Raw genomic sequence first — 25198 nt, 5'->3', positions numbered from 1 at the left:
CTCGTTTCTAAAGATGGGCATCAATATTTTCCAAGGGAATCGCATAAGTGGCTAATTTTGTTCCTATGAATAATGACCCATTAACTATTTGGGGGACGCCCGGAACAAATGGTGTTGGCTCTTTCAGCGTCGAAACGATACGTCCTGTTTTGGCATTGACTACGATAATATCTCCGATACTATCCCCGGCGATAATATGCCCATTAACCCATATCGGGGCCATGGTAATACGGCCAATAGCTCCACTATCTGATGTATTCCATAAAAGTTTTCCGGTTCGCAAGTTCAAGGCATATAATGTGCTAGTCACCGGAGACCCTAAATACACCACGTTCCCGTGAATAATGGGCACTCCTGCCGCATTGGTGGGAGAACCATCTGGCGCCCGGGGAATGCTGCCAGGACCGAGATCGGTGGCCCATAGAACCCTCCCAGTGTGCACTGACACCCCTGCCGCCATGGCATGGATTTGATTACCAATCAAACCTTCATAATCGATAACAAGAATGCCATCAGCAATAGCGGGCGGGCAATCATCTATACCCCCCAACGATGAGGGAAGCGTAGTCGTAAAAGCGATACGCAGATGAGGAATGTCAATGGCATAAAGTTGGTAAGGTAAAGCTCCCCCGAAATACATCACATGGTCCACAATTTCCGGTGATGACATACTCACATAACTCGGGATCGGGAGTCTTTGTAAAATCTTGCCATTCAATGGGTTAATCGCTAAGACTTCATCACTGCCTCCCACCTGATATAAAATTCCATTATTGATGACCGGTGTTGGCATGTTTTCTCCCGGTGTGTTGATTGACCAAAGAATCTTTCCGGTATTGGCAGACAATCCCAAGATTTGATTAGTCCCTGTCCCTCGAATACCGTTGCTTTGAGGGCCAGGCCAATCACGATTCCCCGTTCCGACGATGACGACTCCACGGTAGACTACGGGGGTAGTCATCACTTGATTGGGGACTGATACGGACCATTCCATTCGTCCGGTCAAGGCCGACAATTTGTCCACGGCATAAGGGCTGTGAACCGTTCCACCATAGACCGCTCCATCCACCACCGCAATTTGCATAAGTCCCGTTGTCGGGTCCGTCCAACTAATTGGCCGGGTCAATTGCATAGGAAGACTAATACTTATCAGTCCATTATGATTGGGTTGACGACCAAATGCTAAATTGTGGTGTGGCCACAATTTTCGGTGAGGTAATGTACCGGGATTCAATTCGTGAGGAGTGATTAATAAGAGGATCAATATCATTGCCACCGCAGTCAACCATCGGATCCCGCGAGTAAAGTTCATCATACAAACCCATTACTCCTATATGCAAGTTCTATGTACTGACAACACCCACCGCATGTGGACGTGTGATTGGTTATTGCATTTCATTGGTTTCATTGTACCATGGCGCCATGAACACCGTGATAGGATAAAATCCAAGACGAGATCCCATCATTAGGAGGTTTGCATGAAGCAACTATTCCGTAACAAATCCGATAGCACAATGGAAAATATTATCCTGGTCGCCGCCATTATTGCGGTGTCGTCCGCTGTCATTTTTCATCATTTGGGACAGGGTAGTATTTGGCGTGATGAAGCATTTTCAGTGGAATTATCTAAAGAATCCTTAGGTGTCATTTCCCATGTATTGTTCACCATTGAGGGCAATATGTTTCTGTATTATGTAATTTTGCATTTTTGGTTATCCATCTTAACCCTATTTCATATATCATGGTTGGCTTTCCCAGTAAGAATTCCTAATGCTGTGGGTTATGTATTGGCTTCAGTCGCGCTCTATGCCTTATTACGCACGATGTACCATACAAAATGGTTTGCCGCTTTAGGCGTTGTCTTCTTTTTGGGTTTTCCATATATCGTGACATATAGCCAACAAGCTCGGTCCTTTTCCCTCTTTTTACTGTTCACAGTCCTATCCTATCTATCCTTGTGGCAATTTCTCAATGCTCCAAGACACCGCAGTTTGTGGTGGATAAGTTATGTCCTGACATCGACTCTCGATTTATATTCCTTTTTGAATAGTCTTTTTTATTTCGCTGCCCAGTTTATTTTGGTGTGGATTTTGTGGCGGAAGAACGACACCGACCGGTCCCATTTCCTTCAGTTTCTTCTGGCCTTGGCTCTAGGGGCCGTATTAGGATTGCCTTTACTACCACCCATTTTAGCGGGAGGGCAAGTCGGGTGGGTTCCTTTGCCAACCTTCAGCGAAGCGATTCACCTCATTCCGACCTATCTTGAACAATCGTTGACAAGTCCTTTGATGATATTGATGGTATTTTTAGGCAGTTTGGCCATCATTGCCTGGGTTCGCCTGCCCTCAACGGTTCCATCATGGTTGCAAATAACTCATCGTGATGAAATGGCATTGTGGTTTGGTTTAACATGGATGTTGTTGCCTCCGGCGGAAAGTTATGTGAGCTCATATATCCGAAACTATCATGTCTTTGATCCGGTCTATCTGCTGCCAACAGTAGAGGGTCTCGTCATCATACTGATCGGTGGGCTAAAGGCTATACGATCTGTGCAAACCCAGCTCACTCTCATCGCTCTTTCCCTATTTTTGGTTGTGCCACAGTGGATTCACGGCCAAGGGATTTCGTTGGAGAATTGGCGCCATCCGGTACTTACCTGGGCCCATGATTATCGAGCCGGTCAAGAGATCGTGTGTATGGATAACATTGCAGGCTGTCAATACACCATTCAATATTATATTGATGCCTATCATCTACCTATTAAAATTGGCAACTATCCGGGGCATTTTACCTGGAACGAATATATTAATCTCCCTGGCAAAGGAGCGTATTTTGCGGAAGCGGTCAATGTGAATAAATTGAAACAGGCAGGATATTTGAAACCCGGCCGTAGCATTTGGTTTATTTTTAACAGTGTCCCCCCTCATGCCACAGCGTCTCTCGATCACTGGCTTCATCAACATGCCATCCTAATCAAGCAATTGTCGGGCCAGGGATGGCCAGTATCTTTCGCTCTTTACCATATTCAATAACTGTCTGCGATGGAGTCGCCGAACCCCCATCCGTTCTCTATACCAATCTTGAGAATTTGTCCGACATTTGACAATTATTCGGTATGATGAATACAGATCGTTCAATGATAACTTTTTTGAGGTGATGATTGTGACCACATTCAGTTTTCATCATGTCCGGATTCCTGGCCATGATACTCTGCATGATCTGAGGATACAAGATGGGAGGATAACCCAACTTGCACCGTCTTTGCCGGCTTCGTCAGCTTCCTATGATGCTGAAGGCGGTCTTCTCCTCCCCCCGTTATCAGATCCCCACGTTCACCTCGATGCCGTGCTGACGGCTGGCGATCCCGAACCTAACCGCTCTGGCACGCTCATTGAGGGGATTGAACGGTGGAATCAACGCAAAAAAAAGCTCACCGAAGAGGACGTCGTGCGACGGGCTCGGGAAGCGATTCGCTGGCATATTGCACACGGTGTTCTTTATATCCGTTCCCATGTTGATGTTTCGGATGATTCCCTCACCGCCCTAAGAGCTTTGTTGCGGTTGCGCCAAGAACTTCCCCAAGGGGTCATTCTCCAACTCGTGGCTTTTCCGCAAGATGGGATATTTTGCCGTCCTAACGGACCCGAATTAATGGAAGAAGCCCTTAAACTTGGCGCCGACGTCGTGGGTGGAATTCCGCACTATGAATGGACGCGTGAAGACGGTATCAAAGATATTCAATTAGCGTTTGATTTAGCTGGCAAATATCAAAGGCCTATTGATATTCATTGCGATGAAACCGATGATGATCACTCACGGTTTCTTGAAACCATGGCGAAACTAACACTCGATAATGGATGGGCAGGAAGAGTTACCGCAAGTCATACCACCGCCATGGCATCTTATAACGAAGCCTACGCCTTTAAACTCATGCGTATGCTCAAAACGGCAGGCGTTGCGATTATTGCCAACCCACTAGATAATATCGTCTTGCAAGGCCGTTTTGACCGATACCCCAAAAGGCGGGGCATGACCCGGGTTAAGGAATTGTTACATTCAGGCATTTGTGTAGGCGCGGGACATGACTCCATCGTCGATCCATGGTATCCCTGGGGAACCGGGAACCCACTGTTTGTGGCCAGTATGTTGGCGCATATTGCTCAAATGACGGGCGCTGACGAGTTAGAGGCCGTATTATCCACCGTCACCACGAATGCGGCTCAAATTATGATGATCCCTTCTTATCCATCAACCTTAATCCTTCACGAAGGACAACCAGCCAATTTTGTGATCTATCCTGTGGCGGACCAAGTTGATCTCATTCGTCTTATGCCACCGCCCCGGTGGGTTGTAGCCGATGGACGCATTCTTGCCCACACCGAACCTCAAGCCTCACAGTTAGCATGGTCACCGGATCAATTTGAGTCCGTGTCCTTTCATTCTCCAAAATTCTCATAAGGCATCAGCAACGCGCTACATCTTGTTTCCCGCATCAAAATGCGCAACAAACTGGCATTTTGATGCAGGGCCGCGTTGCATAACAAACAAAAAACCGTCTAGGAGGTCACTCTAGACGGCAAGACTAAAACAAAATAAGAGGAAAGACCCAATAGTTTTTCACGGTTTACGAATGGGACAAGTCCGAATGCCGACTAAGCGATACAACCCACAAAATCCAGTGATTCCTGTAATGATTGCGACGACCGCTAAAATGCCAAAAATCCATTCCCCCACACTGCCTCCGACTTTATAAAACGCTAAAATAGCGAAAATCACGCCGAAAACCACACGCAAAATCCGGTCTGTTCGTCCTTCATTAATCATGATGGTCGCTCTCCCTTACTCATTTTTAGTAGTTATGCTAATAACTCCGCTGTTAAGTTAACAGTATTCTCCATGATGCCTCTTGTCAATGGGGTATCTTAAGCTTTCGGCCCAGAAGCCTGGTGTCTTTGCGTCGCCTTATCCAACGTCCAAAGGCTGTAAATCGTGATACCATGTCAATAGAGCATCACATCAAAATCCAATGGGAGGATATATATGTCCCAACAAAAACCTGTCATCGACAACCAAGTCCCCATTACTCCCGACATGTTGCGCCAATTGGAAGTTTTCATTACCCAGCCCGATCGTCGGAACAGTGATATTTTTGCCGAACGCAATTTCCCTCTTGATCCCCATCTTAATCTTCACTGGGTTATTAAACATGACATTTTTGAAGGCGTCGTGATGCATCTAAGCCTTATTGACACGGATGAATACACTCACCTGGCAGGATTCGATAAAGCCATTGCCACGGCTCATGATATCGAAGGCGAGTATGTTCTCCAAAATTCCTCGGCCATCTATCGTCTGCATGTTTACCAGTCCTCCGATGGATCTAGCGGCAGAACCTTTTAAACGCACCCCATCATGTCACCCGGGTCAGGATTTTGCGACAGCAAAAAATAAGGCGCACCCGAAGTTGATGAGGATTATGTTTGCTGCCAGAGGCTTTAGCGCAGGGTAATTTCATGGTAATTTCTTAGAACACGTTTAATAAACGTTCATCCAAATTTGTCACAATAAAAAATCACTTAATGTTTGTTGATTTTATCCCATCACGAGGAGAATAAGGAGGAAAGTGATGGTCTAGGAATAAACGCGGTCTTATCAAGTGTATGGACAACTACAAAGATGAATGTGTTTTCCAAAAACTACATAACGGGTATTATAATACGTATGTCAATTATTGGGGAGGCGAGATCGTGAAACGGAGCCGGTTAGCAACGGGAGCTTTAGTCTTGGTGTTTTCCGGAGTCATTACCCTCACGCCACAAGCGTATGCCGCCAACCAAACTATAAATATTTCTTCCCCGGATGCCGTCACCTCATTACCGGCCCATTATGTTTTTACCCAAACCATCACTTTGACGAATACCGAAAACGCATCCGCCTATGATGTCAAAGCGAATATTGTTTTACTGCCTCCCGAGACCAGCTATTCACAAGTTTCGCTCACGGGAGAAAGCATCAAGCCGGTGGCGGTCCACCATGATCAATACGGGAATTTAATTGGCACCTTTGTGTGGAGTACCCTTGCGCCCCATCAAACGGTCTCCTTAACATTGCATTATTCTGATACATCTTATGATGTCAATTACAAGCTTCCCAAAGTTTATCCCGCATATAATACGCACAGTACGGTCTATCAAACCTACACCAATCCTCAACTCGAAGCGCAGGAGGTCAACACCGATTCCCCTGTCTTGGAAAATATTGTCGCTCAGGTTATTCAACCTGGTGAGAACCCCGAACAAGAGGCGCATGCGCTTTTTGAGTGGATTGTGAAAAACATTCGGTATAACTATACGCTGCAAGCCTCAGGAAGTGCCGTAGCCACTGCAGAGAGTCATTTAGGCATCTGTAGCGACATTGCCGATCTTTATGTGGGCTTATTGCGGACAGCCCATATTCCCGCGCGCTTTGTTGGGGGGTATGTGACCAATAATGGTAGCGGACAAGGAGGCTTTCATCAATGGACCGAATTTTATTTGCCGAGTGTGGGCTGGGTAGTGGCCGACCCCACATGGGGAGCCTATGGCTATTTTGCCGCGTTACAAGACAATTGGCACATCGCCTTATATGATGGCATACGCAAGGACATTGTGATTCATTGGTCCTATTCTCCCCAATTACTGTCTGCTCAAGACGCCTCACATCAAATTCGGATTCATTACCAATATCATTTCTATGCATCGGCACAACAAGCGGCCGCCCCTTCAGAACAAGCACCTCCCATTGTGCATCCTCAAAATGCCAGTGCTAGTGTGTCCCATGATCCGCCTGCTGCGGCCCCCACAGGTCAGCACGAGCCATCATTATGGCAACAAGTGACGCGCTGGCTCCATCACACGGCGACATTGCTTGTCCATTGGCTCGGCCATTTATAGGGCACCATGCGAGAACAATCCCATAACAACATCTCTCGAATCATGCAGCCCGGTCAGGCAATAAATTGGGAACCGGGCTGCGTATTTTATATCTGTCACGATTTAAAAACTGAGAATGGCATATCCTTCACGGGCCCAACGGGAAAATGTTTGATTGGCCATGAGCAATTCGATATTAAGTGCTCGGGCCGCATCTTCTACCTGGTATGATTTCACGAGGTTCGTACATGCCTCTAAAAGAATGCCTCTCTGCCGCAGATCCTGCATCATGGTGCGGATATCATCAGGAGCCGTAGCCAAAAGGGCTGTGGATTCTGCGAAGAAAAAAACTTCTAGATCGTCCGGCCGTTCGGCTTCCGGCAATTCTTGAGTGTGTAAAGCGAGAGACAAGGCCACCCGAACGCGCTGGGGATTATCCGATGCAATCATTATGCCTAGCTTTCCCATATTAACTCTCTCCTTCCTTGTTGCACGTTTTACCCAATTTTCTGGTGTTGATGCACAACTAACCTGGGCAAAGTCTCTGGTAACCGCCACCAACTTAAGATGGTGGTCATCAATAATAATATCCCCACGACTAAAATGGTCATATGAAGCGAACTCGCTGTACTAATTGCGCCCAATAAGAGAGCGGCAACAGCATAACCTCCATCCCGCCAAAGCCGGAAGACACCGGTGATGCCACCCCGGTGAGCAGGAGGTGCAATATCAGAGACTGCAGATGACAAATTGGGATAAAGCAATGCGGTTCCGAGACCTCCCAAACCCGCACTAAAAGCCCACAATCCCACATGGTGAAAGAGATATAATCCCAGAATCCCGACAGCATTCAAAGCCAATCCCATCAAAATGGGCTTCCGGCGTCCAATATGATCGGATAAAAGACCCGTGCCAAATTGCGCTAATCCCCAGGTGCCAGCATAAATCCCCGCCACGAATCCAATTTGGGGCAAACTCACATGTTCACTAGTCAAATACAACGGGATAATGCCCCACATCAACGTATCAGACCATTTATTAATTTGGCCATCCAAGGATAACGTCGATAATCCGGGATTTTTCCACGTTGTCTCGGCAAAAGCATCTTTTAAATCGAGTGGTAGTGAATTTTTGCCATGAGAACTCTGCGTATGCTCTAATAACGCAAACTCTCGTGTCTCTCGTAATAAGGTTATCGTCGATAATAGACCTAACAGAGCGACGACTTCAGCCAAGACAAAGGGAATTGGCCGCAACCCAAATCGTGCCGCTAACAAGGCGGTAGCCCAGCCGCTTGCAGCCAACCCCAAATACCCGGATCCTTCATCAATCCCCACCGCTAATCCCCGTCCTTGCGGCCCCACCAAATCGATTTTGGCAACACTCGTCATTGTCCAGGCTAATCCCTGATTAATGCCTAACAAGACGTTTGCTCCAATCACCCAATTCCAATCTGGGGCAAACGCCAACAACACGGGCACCGGCAATCCGATAATCCAGCCCCACATTAAAACCTTTTTACGGCCCACCCGATCTGACCAATGCCCTGCAAATAAATTGACAATTGCCTTACTTAAACCAAACGTTGCGATAAAGCTCAAAATCAACATACCATTTGTCAAATGGAATGTGTTCTCAGCCATAACGGGTACGATAGTGCGTTCACTTCCAAGCAAGGCGCCTACAAAGATCACAAGCAAGACCAAAAGCAAAAATTGTGTGCGGTTAGCTTTAATCCCCAATTTCATGAGGACATACCATCCTTTATTATCACACTCACATCGGCTGAGTGGCTCAGTTCAGAACCCAGAGCAGCATCTAAATATTCCCGTGGATCCGCATTGCCCCGGTTGATTTCGCGAATTAAATGAAATTGCTTGGGTTTGGGAGGAAGATTTTGTAACAGAAATTGTTCGAAATCACTCACATTCAGATATCGAAAAGCCGGATTAGTCTTGCGTTCATATCCTAAAGTACTATGAGGTTTGCCTGATAGGCCCCGACCGCAGACGGAGCCTGCATAAGCTCCGGGCCACACTTCAAGGTAATCCGGTAACATATTGAGCCGATCATGCAGCGTTTCGTACATCGATTTTGCCGATTCTTGGGGTGCAAGATCGGGACGGCCTACATCGCCCACCATAAGACTATGTCCTGTTAACAAGAACCATGGCATATCAGGATTGCGGCTGCGGTCTGTTCCCAACAGCGCAATATGTTCTGGAGTATGCCCTGGGGTGTGCACCACACGTAAAGCCACGTTTCCCACTTCTAAGATATCGCCGTCTTTAACACGGTCAACCGGATAAACAAAAGGGGCTAATTCGTGGGCAACCAAATGCGCATTAGTTTCTGCACATAAACGTCTGGCTCCAGAAATGTGGTCAGCGTGAATATGGGTATCAAGGACCAAGGTAATTTTTAAACCGAATTGCTCTGCATCTTGAAGATACGGTGAGATGTCCCATGCCGGATCAATGACGGCCGCCACCCCTTTTCCAGGACAGGCTAGAAAGTACGAGGCTTGAGACTGCTCGCCCCACAAATGTTGGCGAAAAATCATGGCATATACCCTCCATTCATATATCAATCTATGTGGATACACTAATGTTTTGCGTGCTATACTGTCAATAGCGTGTTACCATGAGTTATAAAAAGAAAAATTTAGGTATCTAGAAGGGAATTATGAGGAATGACTGAACCGATTCACCGAGCATCCATTATCCAATCATCTATTTCGTTTGATCGCGCACTCAAAGTCTTGAGCGATCCGACGCGCCTGGAAATTATGCGTTTATTAGGCAATTCCGGTGAGTTGTGTTGCCGCACTGTTCCGATGGATAGTGATCACCAAGAAGTGGGATTGTGCGTGCAAGACTTAGTGACGCATATGAAATTACCTCAATCGACGGTTTCTCATCATCTAGGCATGTTGCGCAACGTTGGGCTTGTCACGACCTATAAAGACGGGGCGTGCGTCTATTATATTCGTAATGATCAGGCCTTAAACGCCATTAAATCCGAACTGAATAAATTGTGAGAGTGTGTTCTCCTACGGGTTTTATGCGGGCACACCTTAGGTTAAAGAGGATTTCGATACGGCCCGAGTCGGATCATATTGACCCATAACCCGCGGAAAAATCACGATGTATCCCAGTTGTAGGGCAGATGCTAGCACAAACGGCCAAGCAAGAGATCCTATACCCATCAGCCACCCGCCGATCGCGGGGCCAATGGAAGCTGGAACCGTCCAGGACACGGCATTGAGACTCGACGCAAATCCCCGTCGTTTATCACGAACCAGACTGACACTAAAAGCTTGCCGTGTTCCCATCGAACCGCGGTTAACCACCGAGCGAACAATATAAAGAAGGGCCGCAGGAAGAAATGACGGCATAAAAGCCATCGCAATGAGCGCGACAACACCGACCAATCGGGGCCATATAATTGATCCCATGAGACCAATACGCTGTGAAACTTTGCCGATGGCCAACGAGGACAGACCTGTCAATATGAACGTGACTCCATAGACAGGTCCAATGGCTTTGGGACCAACGCCAAAGCGAACTGAAAACCAATAGGGCAACAATGGCGCAATCAGTCCCACGCCCAAAGAATTTATGGTGTTAACCAAGGCCAACAATGATAGAGCTTTATTCTCCTGGCGTCTCACCTGTGTTTCATCGACGTTCGATGCACCTCCGGCCATCCGGTCAGACATTTGGAGTTGTGGCTCGGGAGTCAACAAAATTTGAACAGCATTGATGATTGCAACGACAATGGCCAACCAAAACAACGGATCGAAACGGACCCTAGGTTGAGATCCTGTCAAAAAGCCCGGTAATATGCCAGCTAAAAATGAGCCGATTGCCATCCCCCAAAAGGTTAAAGCCGCATTCACACTAAATAATGACCCGCGTCTAAGAGGTGGAATCACACTCGCCAACCATGCCTGTTCTGCAGGAGCAAATGGCCCCGAAGATCCATTCGCTCCCCGTCCAAATGCAAAGAAAATCGCTACCACAATCAGTACGACACGGAGATGGGTAAAGACAATCAACAACGTTCCCAAGACCAGCCCACATTCGTAAAATAGCAAGAACGGCTTACGTCCATAGTGGTCACTAATTAATCCTACAACAATACTCAAAAGAGCGCCCGTGAGACCACTTGCCATTAATAACAAACCGATCGCGGCTGCTGACCAATGCATTGCATGAAGATACAGGACAAAATCGACAGCTAAGGCTCCTTGGGAAACACTTCGCAAAAACCTGATTGTCATCAATGACCGTGCTACAGGAGGAATATCTCGCCACCATGAAGTCATCTGCTTCACCCTCTTCTTCATCCCAGTGTAATGGCGAGCGCACGAATACTCAACTCGCTTGCCATTGCAGGAAATAAGAGGAATCGATACACTAAAAAGAGAAGTTCAGCCAATCCTTATATTTGTCAAAATATTTCCTAGGAACTTTGGGCTCTGAGATTTTAATCATTTTTCGCAAGGAGGTCACTGATGCGTCTAAATGCAGAACAAGTCGTCCAGCAACTTCAGAATATGACGGGATGGGAATGGATTGGCAATGCTATTCGCAAGGAATTTGTTTTCCGGGATTTTACCCAAAGTGTAGCCTTTGTCAATCGCATGGTTGAGCCTGCCAACACCATGGATCATCATCCCGATGTCGATATTCGCTATAACCGCGTTCAGGTGACCTTAACCACGCACGATGAAGGTGGTGTGACCGAGAAAGATCTGCAACTGGCTAAAGAATTAGACGCCTTGAGTTAATCTTGGACTACGTCTAACGTGCCGCTTTGCGTTTTAAAGGAAAACTCCCGAGTATCCTGCACCCGGGCACTCCCGGCTGCACATTGACCCACTCAACTTCGGATATTTCCCAGTGCAACTCGTTGCGATGTTGCTCCACGGCCTCCAAAAGACGTGCGATTTTCTCTTCTGGTACAGGTCGTGCATAACGCGCAAGAGTAATGTGAGGAACAATAGTTTGATGTTTTCCCTCGTAGGGCGGATAAGCACGAAATTTATTCCATATAGTGTGGAACAATGTGACCAGTTGGGGCGTTGAGGAGACTTTCAAGTAGTAAATCACTTCGTCGGGCATGTCAAAATGATCGAGGCAATCAAATTGAATCTGAAACGCCTCAATTCGTCCCACTAATTTTTTCAGTTCTGGCGTGACAATTTTTGTTTTCGGTTCGTCCGCGAACGGAAAGTGCACCGTAACATGAGCGGGCAATTGCCGCGCGGAGGGATCACCTTCTAGACGTAAACGTTCCAGAGCCTCGGGCAAAGCGACAGGAATAATTAAAGCATTGCCGTCAATGCTTAATGACCCTTTCCCTTTGTCCGTCCGCCACAAATATGGTGACTTAATCCTGGTCAGCTCCTTTAATCCACATGGTTCACAAAATGTGCTTAACCACTGTCTTCATTTTGCATGATAGCCATTATTCTACAAGGCATTGCGTCATTCGCCAAATCATTTTTTGTTTACGGACTAAAACATGAGGATCCCCACCATGACACGACAATCTCCACGGGATATAACCAAACATGTTATCAAATTTAGCATTTCCGGTGCAAATAAGGTATGCTTAAAATCAGTATCGGGTTAATATCAGGACATATTTCGCCCTATGTATTCTGATGAACACGGGCATATGATAATCCATTTGGACAATAGTCTGTCGCGGATAATGTGACACATGGAGTGAATCCTTAACACATGGAAGCATGGAGACGCAATTTATATATTCTATGGATCACCAATTTTATCATGGGATCCAGTATGAGTCTCGTGATACCATTCCTGCCCATCTATATTCAACAATTAGGGATTCATCAACTGAGTTCATTGGAACGTTGGTCTGGTCTTGTATTTTCAGCGACCTTTATGGTTTCTGCCTTCGTCCAACCCCTATGGGGTCGTCTTTCCGACAGAGTGGGACGTAAAGTCATGCTGATTCGCAGTGGTATGGGAATGGCTTTGGTCATGGCCTCGATGGGATTTGTGCATCATGTCTGGCAATTATTTGCACTACGCGGGTTATTAGGGGCCGTTGCAGGCTTTATTGTTTCGGCAACCGCCTTACAGGCCACCCAAACCCCTCCCGAGCAGGCAGGACGAGCTCTGGGTACACTGCAAACTGGGGCGGTTGCGGGCAATCTCATTGGCCCGTTTTTGGGAGGGATTTTAGCAGATACTATAGGAATTCGCCATGTTTTTTTCTTAACCGGTGTCCTCCAAATTTTGGCAACGTTATTGGTGATCTTCTTTGTTCGAGAAAATTTTCGACCCAGCCCAGCCGCCACTCGCATGTCCGACCGCGAATTTTTGCGTAAAATGCGTCAAACAGGGATTATACTGCCTTTGTTTGTGGTCACCTTGGTAATTCAAATGGGATATCTTAGCATCGAACCCATAGTGACAATTTACGTCCGTCAACTTGAACCCCATGCCAAAAATATTTCCACTTTGGCCGGGGCCACCTTTGCCGCCATCGGACTTGGTAACATCATCAGTGCACCGCGCCTTGGAAAATTAGCGGACAAAATTGGCGCGCAACGTGTGCTTTTAGTTTCGTTGGTCATAGCTGCTGTGCTCTATCTCCCTCAAGCTTACGTACATAATGCTTATCAGCTCATGGCGCTGAGGCTGATTTTGGGACTCGCTGTTGGCGGTTTGCAACCCTCTGTACAAGCCCTCATCCGGCGGTATACACCGACTTCCTTACAAGGACGCGCATTTGGCTTTAATAGTAGTTTTCTTTTTGCGGGAAATTTAGTAGGCCCTTTATTAGGCGGGTTTGTCAGTAGTATCTGGCACATCCAAAGTGTATTTTATGTGACAGCCATCCTTCTCTTCATCGACGCCATGTGGCTCTATTACGCGATAATCCGTTTTCGTTCCCGCATCTTGCCCGCATCCTAAAAAAGAGTTGTTGTGATGAGGCACCTTGATGTAACCTTTTCGTAGCGTGGTACGTTATGTTAGATGAAATGAGATCGTCTTAAAGGGGTTGCCTTCAACGAACGCGCAAGATGAACGGCATTTTACGCAATTTATGGAGGAATATGGGGACAAGGCATTACGGTATGCTTTCGTTACCTTACATGTTCGCGATGATGCGGAAGATGTGGCTCAAGAAGCTTTTGTTCGCTTATGGCGTCATGCCAAGCGCCACGGAGTCGAAAATTTGAGTCCCGCCTTACTTTTTCATACATTGACAAACTTGTGTCGTGACCGCATGCGATATTACAAACGGCATCCAGAAGACCCAACAGATATTTTGGAGACGACCCAGCAATCCGCGATCGACGAGATTCCTTTACTCATGGATGATATGAACGTCCTTGAAGCGGTTATGCAATTAGGCGTAGCAGAACGTCAATGCATTCTCCTGTTTTATTATATGGATCGCTCTTTAAAGGAGACGGCTACAGCGCTTGGCGTGAGTGAGCAAGTTGTTAAGACGCGGTTATACCGCGCCCGGCAGCATCTACGTCCCCTTCTTGAACCTATCTGGAAGGAGGGCCTATTATGACCGATCATTTGCACGACAAGTTAGGGGAACGTCTAGATCACGCTCTTGGCGAAGGAATGGGATTGTATTTTAATACTAATTGGCATCCTAAAAAAGTGATGCGTCGCCAAAGCTATCTCCGCCGAACGGTATTGGGTGCAGTCGCTGCATCAGTGGCCGGATTAGTGCTAGTGCCTCATCTCCACTCGATCCGCCAAAGCCAGGCCTCCAGTAGTGAAAGGACTTTGGCGGCTCCCGCTTTATCGTCATCGATTAAGCAAGTGTTGCAGCAATTTTCCGATGAACAGGTTCAGGTTATCGATATGTCCCCGGTTTATGCCAAATATCCCATGGCGGTTCCGACCGGTCATGCCTTAACACTATCCGGTAAATTTACCTTGGGTCAAATCACTGGAACTTCCCTGGTGTTAAAGTTGGATAATCGACGCCATGTTTTGGGAGGCACGCTATTTTCCCAAGGCGTTCCTATTTATGACTTCGTTGGCCATGACGCAACCAATGGGCAAGTGATCAGTCCTCATCCCAGTTCAACCCCGTTAAAAGGGACATGGGTTGCCGGGCTCCCGACACCTATTACATCATTTGCGGCAGCTGGTCCCTATATTTATTTGACGCACAATAATACTTGGGCGGTATTACACGGACAAAGCAAAGCATATTGGGCGGTATCTCCGGGACCTGGGACCAATAATATGATTGATACAATTTCGGCGCTACCGACTAAACCTAATGACGTGTTATTAGTCGAGGAAAATCCTTCAGGTCAATCAGTAGGATATGTCAGTACAGACCGTGGACGTCATTGGACAACATGGGCCATCGGCTCCGCGACCTTTTCCAATGTTGTGGCGATGGACCATCACTATTGGGCCATCGTCAATGGTACATTGCAAGTCAGTCAGACGGGGATACGGTGGAACTCCCTGCTCCCGTTGAACACCAAACGTTGGCAAGTTGAGGATTACGCGATCAATCCGGCCAATTCCCAACAAATTGCCGTGGCCTTGGTACCCGTAGCGGGGACAGGAATCGGACCGGTATTAGAAACGCAAAATGGCGGACAAAGTTGGCACCAACTTCCTCATTTTCCGGCATTAGGAGCCGCACCGTCTAGCATGGTCATGTCCCCTGCCGGCGGAATTTCCGCACTCGTCAATCTGTCTAATCCTGTTCTGGTGAGATATTCTCCCACCAGCCACCGATGGACAGCAATCGCCGTGCCCAGCAATGGACAACAAGTTGGGGTCGGACAGTTAGCCGCTTCACCCAATGGCGACTTATTTTATGGATCCCCGACCGGAGCTATTTATCGTTGGGTAAAATCCGACTCCCAGTGGCAATACATTGCCCCTCCATCGGCTAGCGCGGCTGACTCGTCAGCACCTTATCCCCTAGAAGCCATTGGCAACCATCAAATTCTCGCAGGCTATGCAGATGGATGGTCAATCTTTGTAATTTCGCCGTCACCTGCGCGATAAAACAAACCGCCCGACATAGACAGTCGGGCGGTTTCCTTGTAGGCTTCTTATGTCAACGCCGTTAAACCCGTTCGATAATGGTCGCTACGGCCATTCCCCATCCAATACACATGGTAATCAGTGCATACCGACCATTCGTGACTTCTAAGTGATTTAAAGCAGTTAAGACTAAGCGGCCTCCTGAAGCGCCGAGAGGATGACCAATCGCAATAGCACCTCCGTGTGGATTGACCTTATTCCAATCCGGATGGTACTCTTCTCCCCACGCTAGAACCACCGATGCAAACGCCTCATTGACTTCGAAAACGTCGATATCATCAAATTCCAGTCCCGCTTTGTCCAACACTTTTCGGGTAGCCGGAATCGGGCCGGTAAGCATGATGACGGGATCAACTCCCACCACACTCATGGCCACAATTCGGGCACGCGGCGTATACCCATAGCGGGTAATCGCCGCTTCCGAAGCAAGTAATAATGCACTGGCTCCATCACTGATTTGGCTGGAATTGCCGGCTGTTACCACGCCGTCTGGTTTAAATGCCGGACGCAAATTCGCCATTTTTTCAAGATTTGTATCGGGTCTTGGACCCTCATCGGTCCGGACGGTATGCATCTCCCCGTCATCTCCCAAGACCGTAACATCGAAGGTTTCCTTATCAAAATAGTGGTCATGCTGCGCGGCAATCGCCCGCATATGACTTTGATAGGAATAGGCATCTAGTGCTTCCCGGTCCAAGTGCCACTTTTCAGCAATGAGTTCCGCGGAAATGCCTTGGGGAACAATTTGATATTGAGCGAGTAGTTGGTTGCTAAAAGTCGAACCATCCGAACCCATCGGAACCCGTGTCATCGATTCAACCCCAGCCGCAATTACCACATCATGCGTATCTGACTTGATAGCTTGGGCCGCTTGATTTACTGTTTCCAGACTTGAGGCACACATACGGTTTACCGTTGCCCCTGGCACTTCGACAGGAAATCCGGCAATTAACGGCGCAAGCCGTCCAATGTTAAATCCTTGCTCACCGATTTGTGTGACACAACCTAAACGCACATCTTCCACGGTTGCGGGATCGGTATGCGTACGAGACACCAGTTGTTGTAATGTGGCTGCCGCTAAGTCATCCGGACGGACATTTTTTAACATGCCATTGCGACGACCAAATGGGGTGCGAACGCCATCAATGATATACGCTTCGGTCACTTCGGCTTCCTCCTTTGAATGTGAAGCAATGTGCCGGCTTAACTAATCAATGTTTGGAGTTTTAAGGCCATGCTCATATCCCCTGTGACGGATAATTTACCGCTCATAAAAGCACTCATGGGATTTAATTTGCCTTCAGCTAAATCCTTAAAATCTTGCGCAGCCATCGTAATGGTCACACCCGCATCATTGGCCTTGCCGGGTTCTACGCGGGCCCCATCGGCATTAACCCGCACACAATACTCACCCGCATCATCACCGGTTAAAATGAATTGATATACCCCCGTAGAGCTAGCTAATTGGGTGTTAGTCTTCTGAGTTAAGCGGTCTTGAAGTTGATCAAAAACTTCCTTTGTCGTCATCTGCCTGTCACACTCCCTCAATGAACTTATTAAAACCTGGATTTTCACCATTACATCATGCGGGTCATCACGCGTTTTTGAATTTGCGTTGTGCCTTCATAAATAGACATAATTTTGGCATCTCGTAACCATTTCTCAACGGGATAATCACGCATATATCCATAACCACCTAAAATTTGAACTGCATTGGTGGCGACTTCCATGGCCATGTCTCCACAAAAGGCCTTGGCCATGGATCCTTCCATATTACATGATTTACCTTCATCGGCTAACCATGCGGCACGATAAGCTAATAAACGGCCCGCTTCAATTTTGGTTAGCATTTCGGTTAAAGTAAACGATATGGCTTGATTATAATAAATCGGCTTGCCGAATTGGACCCGTTCTTTTGCGTAAGCCAAGGCATATTCATATGCGGCTCGCGCCACCCCTACAGCAGCAATGGCGACCGTAGGTCGCGAATGCTCGAGCATTTTCATCGCCCCAATGAAGGCCATATTTTCTTCACCCAGGCGATTTTCGATGGGTACATGCACATCATCGAATCGGACTTCCGCCGTATGACTAGCCCGCAAGCCTAATTTTTTAAATTTCTTTCCCGACGAAATGCCGGGGGTTTTGCCGTCGACGATAAAAGCTGACACGCCCGCATAACCGGCCTCGGGATTCGTCTTGGCAAACACGACGTAGACATCGGCAATGCCTCCGTTTGTGATAAACGTTTTGGTGCCATTAATGATATATTCATCACCGTGGCGCACCGCTCGGGTCGTCATGCTCACCACATCGGAACCAGCGCCAGGTTCTGTCAAGCACATGGCGCCTAAGCGAACCTGATCCGGATCGCAAAACATCGGCAACCACTTTTTCTTTTGCTCTTCGGAGCCCATTTCCAAAATCGGAATTGACGCTAAGCCAATCCCTCCTATGGCTGTCGCAATACCAGCGCAACCCCAAAACAATTCCTCTCCGACCACTAAACTAGAAATGAGATCAGGTACCCCATTGCCCCCGTATTCCTCTGGAATGGTATAGGACAACAAGCCCACTTTCGCAGCTTTCTTTAAGACATCCCAAGGCATTTCTTCGCGCTCATCATAATACGCGGCTACAGGACGAATTTCTTTTTCGGCAAACGTATGAGCCCATTCTTTTAACTCGCGCTGTTCTGGAGTTAATTCGAAGTTCATGAGACTCCCTCCCACCCCAATAACTTGCAACCAGACTTATTTTACCATATCAAATTTATGCAGAGTACAACTATTTGGGATCGGAAAACAGAAGTTTCTCCAAAACCGGGAACATCGGCATACCGTGACTCAACAACCCATCGTGAAATCGTTGTAACGTAAATTCAGATCCCCACCGTTCTTGAGCCTTACGCCGCAAACGGAAAATTTGAAGCTTTCCCCATGTATAAATCAAATAAAACGGGTCTTGTGTTCCCCTTAACGTTTCTCTTTTAGCACCGACAGCCGTCATAAAGCACTCGGTTTCAAAGAAGCGTTGGGCATCGTCGAGGGTGAAATCTCCCCGGTGTAATCGGATCGCCACAATAAAGCGACCAAGGCGTTCGAGGGCTTCCAATACGTAACTGATTTGTAACGCTATATTGCCATCACCGTAACCCTGTTCGATCATAAGTTCTTCGGTATAATGAGCCCATCCCTCGACAAAAGCCCCGGAACCAAAAACACGGCGGACCGTGCTGGACGTTTTGGGAATCTGCAAAAATTGCACGAAATGACCAGGATAGACTTCATGAATAGAAATCATCTGCATCGTGGCTTTATTCAGCGTTTGCAATTGAGCTTCTTGGTCCTCGACTGACCAGGAGGAATCTGGCAACGTCACTTGATAATAGGCCTGGGGCGATGACTGCTCAAAAGGTCCGGGAGGGACGATCGAGGCTAATGTGGTAAGTCGCATAAACGCGGGAGTTTCGACAACATGAGGATGAAGGCTTTTCGGGATGCTTACAAGTTGGTGGCTTTCCACAAAATTACGTAACTGATCTAAAAGCTGGCTTGTATGTTGAAGTAACGAATCACGCGACCAATGGTCGTGCCGAATTTGGGCAATCACTTGTCGGATATTGGCCGAAGGTTCATATTGTGCAACGAAGTCTTGTAATTTTGTCTGCAGACGTTCTAGTTCCGCATCCGCTGTATTCAGTAATTCATCCAAAGACGCTTCGTTGCCCTCAAGCCAATAGAATTTTTCCCAATACCGCTCAGATCCTAGGCGATAATCTCCATGGGCTTTGGGTTTTATTTTCGTCTTTAATTCATCTACAAATTTTTCATAAGCTTTCGCGGCTTGTTGACTCGCCTCTGCAATATCTTGTCGTAAATGGCTGTTGACCTGTTGGAATGCTTGCGGAATATCGTAAAGGAGAAAGGGAAGGGTCTGGGAAAACTGTTCGATAGCCATATCCACATACAATTCTGGTGGATTATCCAACTGTTTGAGACCGGCCACAAGAAAACCGGGCACTTGACGCAAGCGTTGCCACAAGGCATAACCTCGCGTGTCAGCGGTACCAAATTGACCTCGTGCGAGACTTAACAAACTTTCACTAATCACCGCGTTAAAAAGATTAGGATCTTTTCGTTCTGGATGATCGCGGGTCACATCGAGCCATAAAGACTCAACATTAAATTTTAAAGTCATATAGTCCGCCCAATCTTCCAGATTCAGGGTGTCTGGATCAATCAAGTTCAGTGCTCTGCGCGCTTGATTGAGTGTCCCCTCGAATGCTTGGAGGGATGCTTCGCTGACAGGAGGCAATGCCTCATCCCAATCATGTAATCCCAATTCTGTGGCGACGAACGGAAAGTATTGCAGATAGACTTCTAATGTCATTTCGGCTATACGGCGTAACTCTTTATCTTTAGGCAATCCCGAATAAAATTCTTGGTTGCTAACCTTCATCAACATCTCCCCTAAAAGGTTCTTGCAAACAATCGTAGTGAACAACAGAACGCTAATGAAGTGCCAAAAGAGCGATGACAACCGACAATAAGTTTAAAGTCGCGTGAGCAATGGTTGATGGAATCAAAGACCCGGTTTTCCAATACACCAAGTTTAAAATCATCCCTGCGAGAGCTAATGGAATTAACAAGGTTAGGTTCATATGCGCGACGCCAAAAAGAAAACCGGCCACAACTGTGGCCCAACCTAATCCCCAGGCAGGTTGCAAGGTCCCAAATAAAATACCGCGGAACAAAATTTCTTCGGCAACGGGCGCCATGATGACAATCGCCACAATCATCAAAAAGGCAATCAGTCCTAAGTGTCCATTTAATCCTTTAGCAAAAACAAACGGATTATTAGACCGAATCCTGATATGTGCCGCCTTTATTTCCCATTCTACCACTAGTGCTGTAATAACCGACATCATGATGCCGATAGTAATTCCCCACCCCACCAACGGAAGAGTTTTAGCGTTCCATTGGTAGTGACAGCGCAAAAAAGAACGGGTCAAATGATGGCGTGTAAGAATCATCAATACGATTAATACCTCCGTCGGCGGCGTCAGCAAGTAGGCGGCAAGAAGTAAGGACAAATTCGTCGATAATGTAGTGGGATGGCTCACGAGTAATGAAACCGATAAAGCCATTGAGACCAAAATAAGAATTATAAAACCTAAGAATCCATCCCGAGGTCGTAAACGCCCAATCTCAGCCCGTTGACTCCACCACGCGATTATTACACCGAGAAGAAGTTCAGTGAGGGGAAGGAGCAAGCGGTCCACCATTTTCAACGGTGATAGCCAAATGCTCCACATGGCCATCCCAATCATTATTGCTGCCACCTCTGGACGTCTGACGACAAAGCTGAGAGCCCCAGCAGAGATGCTCACGCCTAATGCAGCAATGATGATCATGCTGGGGTTTAAGGAATGCGCCAATAGATCAGATAAAATGCCCATGACCAACCATAATACAACGGCTCCAATCGCTTTCTTCAGTCTCTCCGCCTCCTCTGTCTGTCTAGTATGGTACAATATTCCTGATATCATGAGGAGGATGATAAAATGTGATTGGAGAACGCCAACAAAAAATATTGAATTATATTCAAGACTTTCTTGCGAAAAATGGCTATCCTCCCTCCGTACGCGAGATAGGCAAAGCGGTCGGACTAAGCTCAACTGCCAGTGTTGCCAGACATTTAAAGGCCTTAGAACAAGAAGGGTATATATCGCATCCCCCCGCTAAGCGGCGAGCCTGGACTATGGGCAATAGTTATAACGCCCAATCAATTTCCCTTCCCTTGGTTGGAAATATCACCGCCGGGGTTCCCATTTTAGCGACTGAAGTGATCGAAGAACATTTGAATTTACCGGCTTCACTCTTTCGTGTCCATCCGGATTTTCTTCTGCGGGTTGTGGGCGATTCCATGATTGGTGCCGGAATTTTTGACGGTGACCTGGTTGCGGTACAAAGCACATCCGCTGCCCATGACGGAGACATTGTCATTGCTTTGCTAGGCGATGAAGCCACCGTCAAATATTTCTACAAAGAGCCCCAAGGCATCCGTCTTATGCCGGCTAATGAACGTTATCAGCCTATTATTTCCTCAGACGTTCAAATTTTAGGTAAGGTCGTGGGTCTTGTTCGCAGTCTTTAACGCAGAGATTCCCGCGTCAACCGCCATTACGGTATGCCATTTGGACAAGCCTCCCTGTAAATACGCGATATAAGGCGGCCTGATCGGGGCATCACAGGATAATTCCAACGATCCACCCGCAACAAAGCCGCCGGCAGCCATAATGACAGGATCAGCATAGCCCGGCATCGACCAGGCTTCAGGAATCACATAGCCGTCGATGGGCGAGACACGCTGCACCGCTCGGCACAAGATTTCAATTTTCTTTGCATCACCTAATTGAACGGCTGTTACAATGTCACTTCGGGGAAATTGCTCAGGCAAAGGATCAACGGCAAAACCTGCAGCCGCAAATGCATGGGATGCATAGATTCCGCCCATGAGGGCTTCGCCCACTATCATGGGTGCCAAAAACCATCCCTGGGCAATCAGACGTAATATAGATCCTGTAGGTCCGACCTCATGACCAATTCCCGGAGCCAGTAACATATCTCCCACGGCCTCAACGAGGGCTTTTTTACCTGCCACATAAGCCCCGGTTGGCGCAACTCCACCGCCCGGATTTTTTAATAAACTGCCCACAATCAAATCGGCTCCCCAATCTGTCGGTTCTTCCTCTAAGGTGAATTCTCCATAACAATTATCGACCACCAACCACGCGCCAAACGAGTGCGCTTTTTCCGCGATCTGACGAATTTCGGCAGCTTGAAACGAGGGCCGCGACTGATACCCCCGCGAACGTTGAATATAGACCACACGCGGAAAGATGGCTTGCTGGGGCCAAATGGGCATTCCTGTCTTGTCCGTGGGCAATACCCTAACGTCTATTCCTCGACTGGGCAAACTGGTTCGTGAATTGCCAAAAATCAGAGGTTGAAGCGTGTCATAAATGGGACCATTGGCCAACCATAAATGATCTCCCGGGCTTAAGAGAGCACGCAAGGCGGTGGCTAACGCGTGAGTCCCGGATGCCCATTGAGGACGGACCATGGCCGCTTCCGCATGCATAATTGTGGCGACAATATGATCTAACCGTTCTCGTCCGCGGTCGCCATAGCCATAGCCGGTACTCCCCCCTAAATCCGAAGTGGACAGGCCACTTTCACTAAAAGCCTTAGCCACCCGCGTGACATTCGCCGCGACAATGGCTTCAACGTGGAGCCATGTCTGGCGGGCCTGCTTTAAAATATCAGAATTTCGCAAATTATTAGGCCTCCTACGCCAGATTCATCGTCGGTATCATACACTATTTTGATCCATGGCGAAAATGGCGTAGACCGTCCGAGCGTATTACGCATCCAGATGACGTAAGGTAAACGCTTTGACCTCTTTAAAACCCCGGCGCGTTAGAGCTGATACGCCAATGACGGGAATACCCTTAAAGTGTTCGCGCACGGCGTGCAAATTATCGACCGCCCCAGGTTTATCAATTTTATTACCAAGAATGAGATACGGCACTAAACGTTGGGCATACTTGGCCATCTCGTCATCAAGCGGTCCTAAGGATTCGATGCGTTTTGATCCCACACTGCTTAGATCAATCATATGCAAAATCAAATTGGTCTCCCCCATACGGATTAACGTATTAGCCATGGCTTGGCGAATCTCCGCTTGATGATGGATGCCCTCTGTAATACCAACACTATCGACAATCCACAGGGCTTTCTTTTGTCGACCCGTAATAATCTCAACGCTCAGACTTTGAATCGTCAGCGTCTTGTGAGGCTTTTGCGACACGAGTTTATGCCGCGCTTCATCTAAAGACAATAATATTTTCTTGGTGGGAACGCCTTTGCGTTCTGTCGATTGCAGACGAATCTCCTTAACGCCTAAGTATGCCGCAAAGTTGATAACAAATAAGGATTTACCGACATTAGGCTTTCCGATGACTAGGGCCTCCATTACCACCCTCCTTCCACGTCAGCCCAAGTCAGGGTCATGAGATCGTCACGACTCGTCGAATCGATATGGCTAACTAATCGCACGGCCTGCCGTCGAATGGCCCGTTCTATGATGTTGCGAACCAGACGCGCATTGCCGGCATTGGTATGCCAGTGTCCATGGCTGCGTGTCAGAAATTCTGCCAATTGACGATCCGCTTCGGTGGTCAAATGATACTGGCGCTCTAACAACATAGAGCGGGCTATCGCCATCAGTTCTGCGGCGGCATAGTCGGGAAAATGCATATGAATGGGAAACCGCGATAATAAGCCGGGGTTTGTCGATAGAAACCATGCCATCTCATCGGGGTATCCCGCCAGAATCAACAAAAATTCATCGCGATGATCTTCCATCGCCTTCACCAGGGTATCGATCGCTTCCTTCCCAAAATCTTTTTCACCGCCCCGCGCCAGCGAATAGGCTTCATCAACAAACATCACCCCTCCTAAGGCCCGTTTAATAACTTCCCGGGTTTTCTGTGCCGTATGCCCAATGTATTCTCCAACCAAGTCTGCTCGCTCTACTTCGAGCATATGGCCTTTAGGCAGGACATCAAGGGCCTGAAAGAGACGGCCAATGATTCGCGCGACTGTTGTCTTACCAGTGCCCGGTGCACCCGAAAAAATCATATGCAGTGTCTGCGATGCACTTACGAGCCCTAATTGTTGCCGACGTTGTTGGACCTCGACATAGGCACGGATTTCATGCACCATTTGCTTGACTTCTTTGAGTCCTACGAGGTCATCTAATTCGCGTAAAACGCTCTCTACGCGTTTATGGCGGCTTTCCCCATTAAAATGGGTCGCTGTTCGCTGAAACGGATTCGTATTGGGACCACCGCGCGTATCCAGTTGCGCTAAATACCGTACTGCCTTGTCCGACGTCAAATGTCCGGACTCGAACCACGCTATGACTTCCCGCGAAGTCAAAGGGTTTTTAGGATATTCAGGATCATTCATCGCATCCAGCATGATTTCCCCTCCGCCAACGGACATCACTAATCTATACGCTTGGGAAAAGAAAATGCTGCCTGTCCAGGAAAAGACCCGAAATGAAGGGCCTTGAAGCCGCAGCTCCTTCCCCCCAATGCAAAAAGATATTTGAGGCAAGCCAATGACC

25 protein-coding genes are annotated in these 25198 nt (G+C 47.6%); 10 read left to right on the top strand and 15 right to left on the bottom strand.

Annotated elements, in window-relative coordinates:
• Positions 1–7 precede the first annotated feature (7 nt).
• Positions 8–1315, bottom strand: a complete 1308-nt coding sequence (locus tag AOA63_RS05910; protein WP_053958832.1) for a PQQ-binding-like beta-propeller repeat protein — start codon at positions 1313–1315, stop codon at positions 8–10.
• Positions 1316–1478: 163 nt separating this feature from the next.
• Between AOA63_RS05910 and AOA63_RS05905 the strand changes: the two genes are divergently transcribed.
• A complete protein-coding gene (locus tag AOA63_RS05905; RefSeq protein WP_053958831.1) occupies positions 1479–3032 on the top strand; it encodes a glycosyltransferase family 39 protein in 1554 nt (517 codons plus the stop codon).
• A 130-nt stretch (positions 3033–3162) separates the two neighbouring features.
• Positions 3163–4458 carry a cytosine deaminase gene (codA, locus tag AOA63_RS05900; RefSeq protein WP_139061505.1) on the top strand — a complete coding sequence of 432 codons (1296 nt, stop codon included), beginning with the start codon at positions 3163–3165 and terminating at the stop codon, positions 4456–4458.
• A 159-nt stretch (positions 4459–4617) separates the two neighbouring features.
• Here the strand turns inward: codA and AOA63_RS05895 are convergent, their stop codons facing one another.
• Positions 4618–4824: a YgaP family membrane protein gene (locus tag AOA63_RS05895; protein WP_053958829.1), complete on the bottom strand. Its 207-nt coding sequence runs from the start codon at positions 4822–4824 to the stop codon at positions 4618–4620.
• A gap of 216 nt (positions 4825–5040) precedes the next feature.
• Here AOA63_RS05895 and AOA63_RS05890 point away from each other — a divergent pair, with 216 nt between their 5' ends.
• Both AOA63_RS05890 and AOA63_RS05885 read left to right on the top strand, forming a co-directional pair.
• Complete coding sequence (locus tag AOA63_RS05890; RefSeq protein WP_053958828.1) at positions 5041–5400, top strand: hypothetical protein; 360 nt, start codon at positions 5041–5043, stop codon at positions 5398–5400.
• Positions 5401–5747: 347 nt separating this feature from the next.
• On the top strand, positions 5748–6932 hold the full coding sequence (locus tag AOA63_RS05885; protein ID WP_053958827.1) for a transglutaminase-like domain-containing protein: 1185 nt from the start codon (positions 5748–5750) through the stop codon (positions 6930–6932).
• Positions 6933–7034: 102 nt separating this feature from the next.
• On the opposite strand, the gene AOA63_RS05880 is transcribed toward AOA63_RS05885, so the two are convergent.
• The 3 genes from AOA63_RS05880 to AOA63_RS05870 are packed head-to-tail and all read right to left on the bottom strand — an operon-like array spanning position 7035 to position 9474.
• Positions 7035–7379 carry a DsrE family protein gene (locus AOA63_RS05880; protein WP_053958826.1) on the bottom strand — a complete coding sequence of 115 codons (345 nt, stop codon included), beginning with the start codon at positions 7377–7379 and terminating at the stop codon, positions 7035–7037.
• 29 nt (positions 7380–7408) lie between these two features.
• Positions 7409–8659, bottom strand: a complete 1251-nt coding sequence (locus tag AOA63_RS05875; RefSeq protein WP_053958825.1) for an MFS transporter — start codon at positions 8657–8659, stop codon at positions 7409–7411.
• Complete coding sequence (locus tag AOA63_RS05870; protein WP_082343778.1) at positions 8656–9474, bottom strand: MBL fold metallo-hydrolase; 819 nt, start codon at positions 9472–9474, stop codon at positions 8656–8658. Before AOA63_RS05870 ends, AOA63_RS05875 begins: the two co-directional genes overlap by 4 nt.
• Before the next feature lie 129 nt (positions 9475–9603).
• On the opposite strand from AOA63_RS05870, the gene AOA63_RS05865 reads away from it, so the two are divergent.
• A complete protein-coding gene (locus AOA63_RS05865; protein WP_051351013.1) occupies positions 9604–9951 on the top strand; it encodes an ArsR/SmtB family transcription factor in 348 nt (115 codons plus the stop codon).
• A gap of 36 nt (positions 9952–9987) precedes the next feature.
• Here the strand turns inward: AOA63_RS05865 and AOA63_RS05860 are convergent, their stop codons facing one another.
• Complete coding sequence (locus AOA63_RS05860; RefSeq protein ID WP_053958824.1) at positions 9988–11241, bottom strand: MFS transporter; 1254 nt, start codon at positions 11239–11241, stop codon at positions 9988–9990.
• Between the two features lie 189 nt (positions 11242–11430).
• Here AOA63_RS05860 and AOA63_RS05855 point away from each other — a divergent pair, with 189 nt between their 5' ends.
• Positions 11431–11706 carry a 4a-hydroxytetrahydrobiopterin dehydratase gene (locus tag AOA63_RS05855; protein ID WP_053958823.1) on the top strand — a complete coding sequence of 92 codons (276 nt, stop codon included), beginning with the start codon at positions 11431–11433 and terminating at the stop codon, positions 11704–11706.
• A gap of 13 nt (positions 11707–11719) precedes the next feature.
• Here AOA63_RS05855 and AOA63_RS05850 read toward each other — a convergent pair whose 3' ends face one another.
• Positions 11720–12298 carry a 2'-5' RNA ligase family protein gene (locus AOA63_RS05850; protein WP_053958822.1) on the bottom strand — a complete coding sequence of 193 codons (579 nt, stop codon included), beginning with the start codon at positions 12296–12298 and terminating at the stop codon, positions 11720–11722.
• A 366-nt stretch (positions 12299–12664) separates the two neighbouring features.
• Here AOA63_RS05850 and AOA63_RS05845 point away from each other — a divergent pair, with 366 nt between their 5' ends.
• The 3 genes from AOA63_RS05845 to AOA63_RS05835 all read left to right on the top strand — a co-directional run bounded on the left by AOA63_RS05845 (position 12665) and on the right by AOA63_RS05835 (position 15961).
• Positions 12665–13870, top strand: a complete 1206-nt coding sequence (locus tag AOA63_RS05845; RefSeq protein WP_053958821.1) for a multidrug efflux MFS transporter — start codon at positions 12665–12667, stop codon at positions 13868–13870.
• Between the two features lie 88 nt (positions 13871–13958).
• Positions 13959–14483: an RNA polymerase sigma factor gene (locus tag AOA63_RS05840; RefSeq protein ID WP_053958820.1), complete on the top strand. Its 525-nt coding sequence runs from the start codon at positions 13959–13961 to the stop codon at positions 14481–14483.
• Positions 14480–15961 (top strand): hypothetical protein, encoded by a 1482-nt coding sequence (locus AOA63_RS05835; protein ID WP_053958819.1) that lies wholly within the window; start codon positions 14480–14482, stop codon positions 15959–15961. The genes AOA63_RS05840 and AOA63_RS05835 overlap by 4 nt, the downstream gene beginning before the upstream one ends.
• A 61-nt stretch (positions 15962–16022) precedes the next feature.
• Here the strand turns inward: AOA63_RS05835 and AOA63_RS05830 are convergent, their stop codons facing one another.
• The 5 genes from AOA63_RS05830 to AOA63_RS05810 form a co-directional block, all read right to left on the bottom strand.
• Entirely contained in the window at positions 16023–17165 is a 1143-nt protein-coding gene (locus AOA63_RS05830; RefSeq protein ID WP_053958818.1) for a thiolase family protein, read from the bottom strand.
• Between the two features lie 38 nt (positions 17166–17203).
• Entirely contained in the window at positions 17204–17527 is a 324-nt protein-coding gene (locus AOA63_RS05825) for an SCP2 sterol-binding domain-containing protein (RefSeq protein WP_053958817.1), read from the bottom strand.
• 50 nt (positions 17528–17577) lie between these two features.
• On the bottom strand, positions 17578–18717 hold the full coding sequence (locus AOA63_RS05820) for an acyl-CoA dehydrogenase family protein (protein ID WP_053958816.1): 1140 nt from the start codon (positions 18715–18717) through the stop codon (positions 17578–17580).
• Between the two features lie 70 nt (positions 18718–18787).
• Entirely contained in the window at positions 18788–20461 is a 1674-nt protein-coding gene (locus AOA63_RS05815) for a DUF885 domain-containing protein (protein WP_053958815.1), read from the bottom strand.
• Positions 20462–20513: 52 nt separating this feature from the next.
• Complete coding sequence (locus AOA63_RS05810; protein WP_082343775.1) at positions 20514–21551, bottom strand: CPBP family intramembrane glutamic endopeptidase; 1038 nt, start codon at positions 21549–21551, stop codon at positions 20514–20516.
• Between the two features lie 17 nt (positions 21552–21568).
• Here AOA63_RS05810 and lexA point away from each other — a divergent pair, with 17 nt between their 5' ends.
• A complete protein-coding gene (lexA, locus tag AOA63_RS05805; protein ID WP_053958813.1) occupies positions 21569–22159 on the top strand; it encodes a transcriptional repressor LexA in 591 nt (196 codons plus the stop codon).
• On the opposite strand, the gene AOA63_RS05800 is transcribed toward lexA, so the two are convergent.
• The 3 genes from AOA63_RS05800 to AOA63_RS05790 all read right to left on the bottom strand — a co-directional run bounded on the left by AOA63_RS05800 (position 22124) and on the right by AOA63_RS05790 (position 25074).
• Positions 22124–23341, bottom strand: a complete 1218-nt coding sequence (locus tag AOA63_RS05800) for a methionine gamma-lyase family protein (protein WP_053958812.1) — start codon at positions 23339–23341, stop codon at positions 22124–22126. The genes lexA and AOA63_RS05800 overlap by 36 nt on opposite strands.
• Positions 23342–23428: 87 nt before the next feature.
• Complete coding sequence (locus AOA63_RS05795) at positions 23429–24040, bottom strand: GTPase domain-containing protein (protein WP_053958811.1); 612 nt, start codon at positions 24038–24040, stop codon at positions 23429–23431.
• Positions 24040–25074, bottom strand: coding sequence for an AAA family ATPase (locus tag AOA63_RS05790; RefSeq protein WP_431607693.1), 1035 nt, complete (start codon positions 25072–25074; stop codon positions 24040–24042). Before AOA63_RS05790 ends, AOA63_RS05795 begins: the two co-directional genes overlap by 1 nt.
• Between the last annotated feature and the right edge of the window lie 124 nt (positions 25075–25198).

Origin of the sequence: Sulfobacillus thermosulfidooxidans, assembly GCF_001280565.1 — a bacterium.
Lineage (GTDB): Bacteria > Bacillota > Sulfobacillia > Sulfobacillales > Sulfobacillaceae > Sulfobacillus > Sulfobacillus thermosulfidooxidans_A.
This window is presented reverse-complemented; position numbering and strand designations above follow the sequence as displayed.

Coding starts and splice junctions, on each gene's coding strand:
- AOA63_RS05910 (WP_053958832.1), bottom strand. CDS start 1,315: ATGATGAACTTTACTCGCGGGATCCGATGGTTGACTGCGGTGGCAATG.
- AOA63_RS05905 (WP_053958831.1), top strand. CDS start 1,479: ATGAAGCAACTATTCCGTAACAAATCCGATAGCACAATGGAAAATATT.
- AOA63_RS05895 (WP_053958829.1), bottom strand. CDS start 4,824: ATGATTAATGAAGGACGAACAGACCGGATTTTGCGTGTGGTTTTCGGC.
- AOA63_RS05890 (WP_053958828.1), top strand. CDS start 5,041: ATGTCCCAACAAAAACCTGTCATCGACAACCAAGTCCCCATTACTCCC.
- AOA63_RS05880 (WP_053958826.1), bottom strand. CDS start 7,379: ATGGGAAAGCTAGGCATAATGATTGCATCGGATAATCCCCAGCGCGTT.
- AOA63_RS05875 (WP_053958825.1), bottom strand. CDS start 8,659: ATGAAATTGGGGATTAAAGCTAACCGCACACAATTTTTGCTTTTGGTC.
- AOA63_RS05870 (WP_082343778.1), bottom strand. CDS start 9,474: ATGATTTTTCGCCAACATTTGTGGGGCGAGCAGTCTCAAGCCTCGTAC.
- AOA63_RS05865 (WP_051351013.1), top strand. CDS start 9,604: ATGACTGAACCGATTCACCGAGCATCCATTATCCAATCATCTATTTCG.
- AOA63_RS05860 (WP_053958824.1), bottom strand. CDS start 11,241: ATGACTTCATGGTGGCGAGATATTCCTCCTGTAGCACGGTCATTGATG.
- AOA63_RS05855 (WP_053958823.1), top strand. CDS start 11,431: ATGCGTCTAAATGCAGAACAAGTCGTCCAGCAACTTCAGAATATGACG.
- AOA63_RS05845 (WP_053958821.1), top strand. CDS start 12,665: ATGGAAGCATGGAGACGCAATTTATATATTCTATGGATCACCAATTTT.
- AOA63_RS05835 (WP_053958819.1), top strand. CDS start 14,480: ATGACCGATCATTTGCACGACAAGTTAGGGGAACGTCTAGATCACGCT.
- AOA63_RS05825 (WP_053958817.1), bottom strand. CDS start 17,527: ATGACGACAAAGGAAGTTTTTGATCAACTTCAAGACCGCTTAACTCAG.
- AOA63_RS05820 (WP_053958816.1), bottom strand. CDS start 18,717: ATGAACTTCGAATTAACTCCAGAACAGCGCGAGTTAAAAGAATGGGCT.
- AOA63_RS05815 (WP_053958815.1), bottom strand. CDS start 20,461: ATGAAGGTTAGCAACCAAGAATTTTATTCGGGATTGCCTAAAGATAAA.
- AOA63_RS05810 (WP_082343775.1), bottom strand. CDS start 21,551: ATGATATCAGGAATATTGTACCATACTAGACAGACAGAGGAGGCGGAG.
- AOA63_RS05795 (WP_053958811.1), bottom strand. CDS start 24,040: ATGGAGGCCCTAGTCATCGGAAAGCCTAATGTCGGTAAATCCTTATTT.
- AOA63_RS05790 (WP_431607693.1), bottom strand. CDS start 25,074: ATGTCCGTTGGCGGAGGGGAAATCATGCTGGATGCGATGAATGATCCT.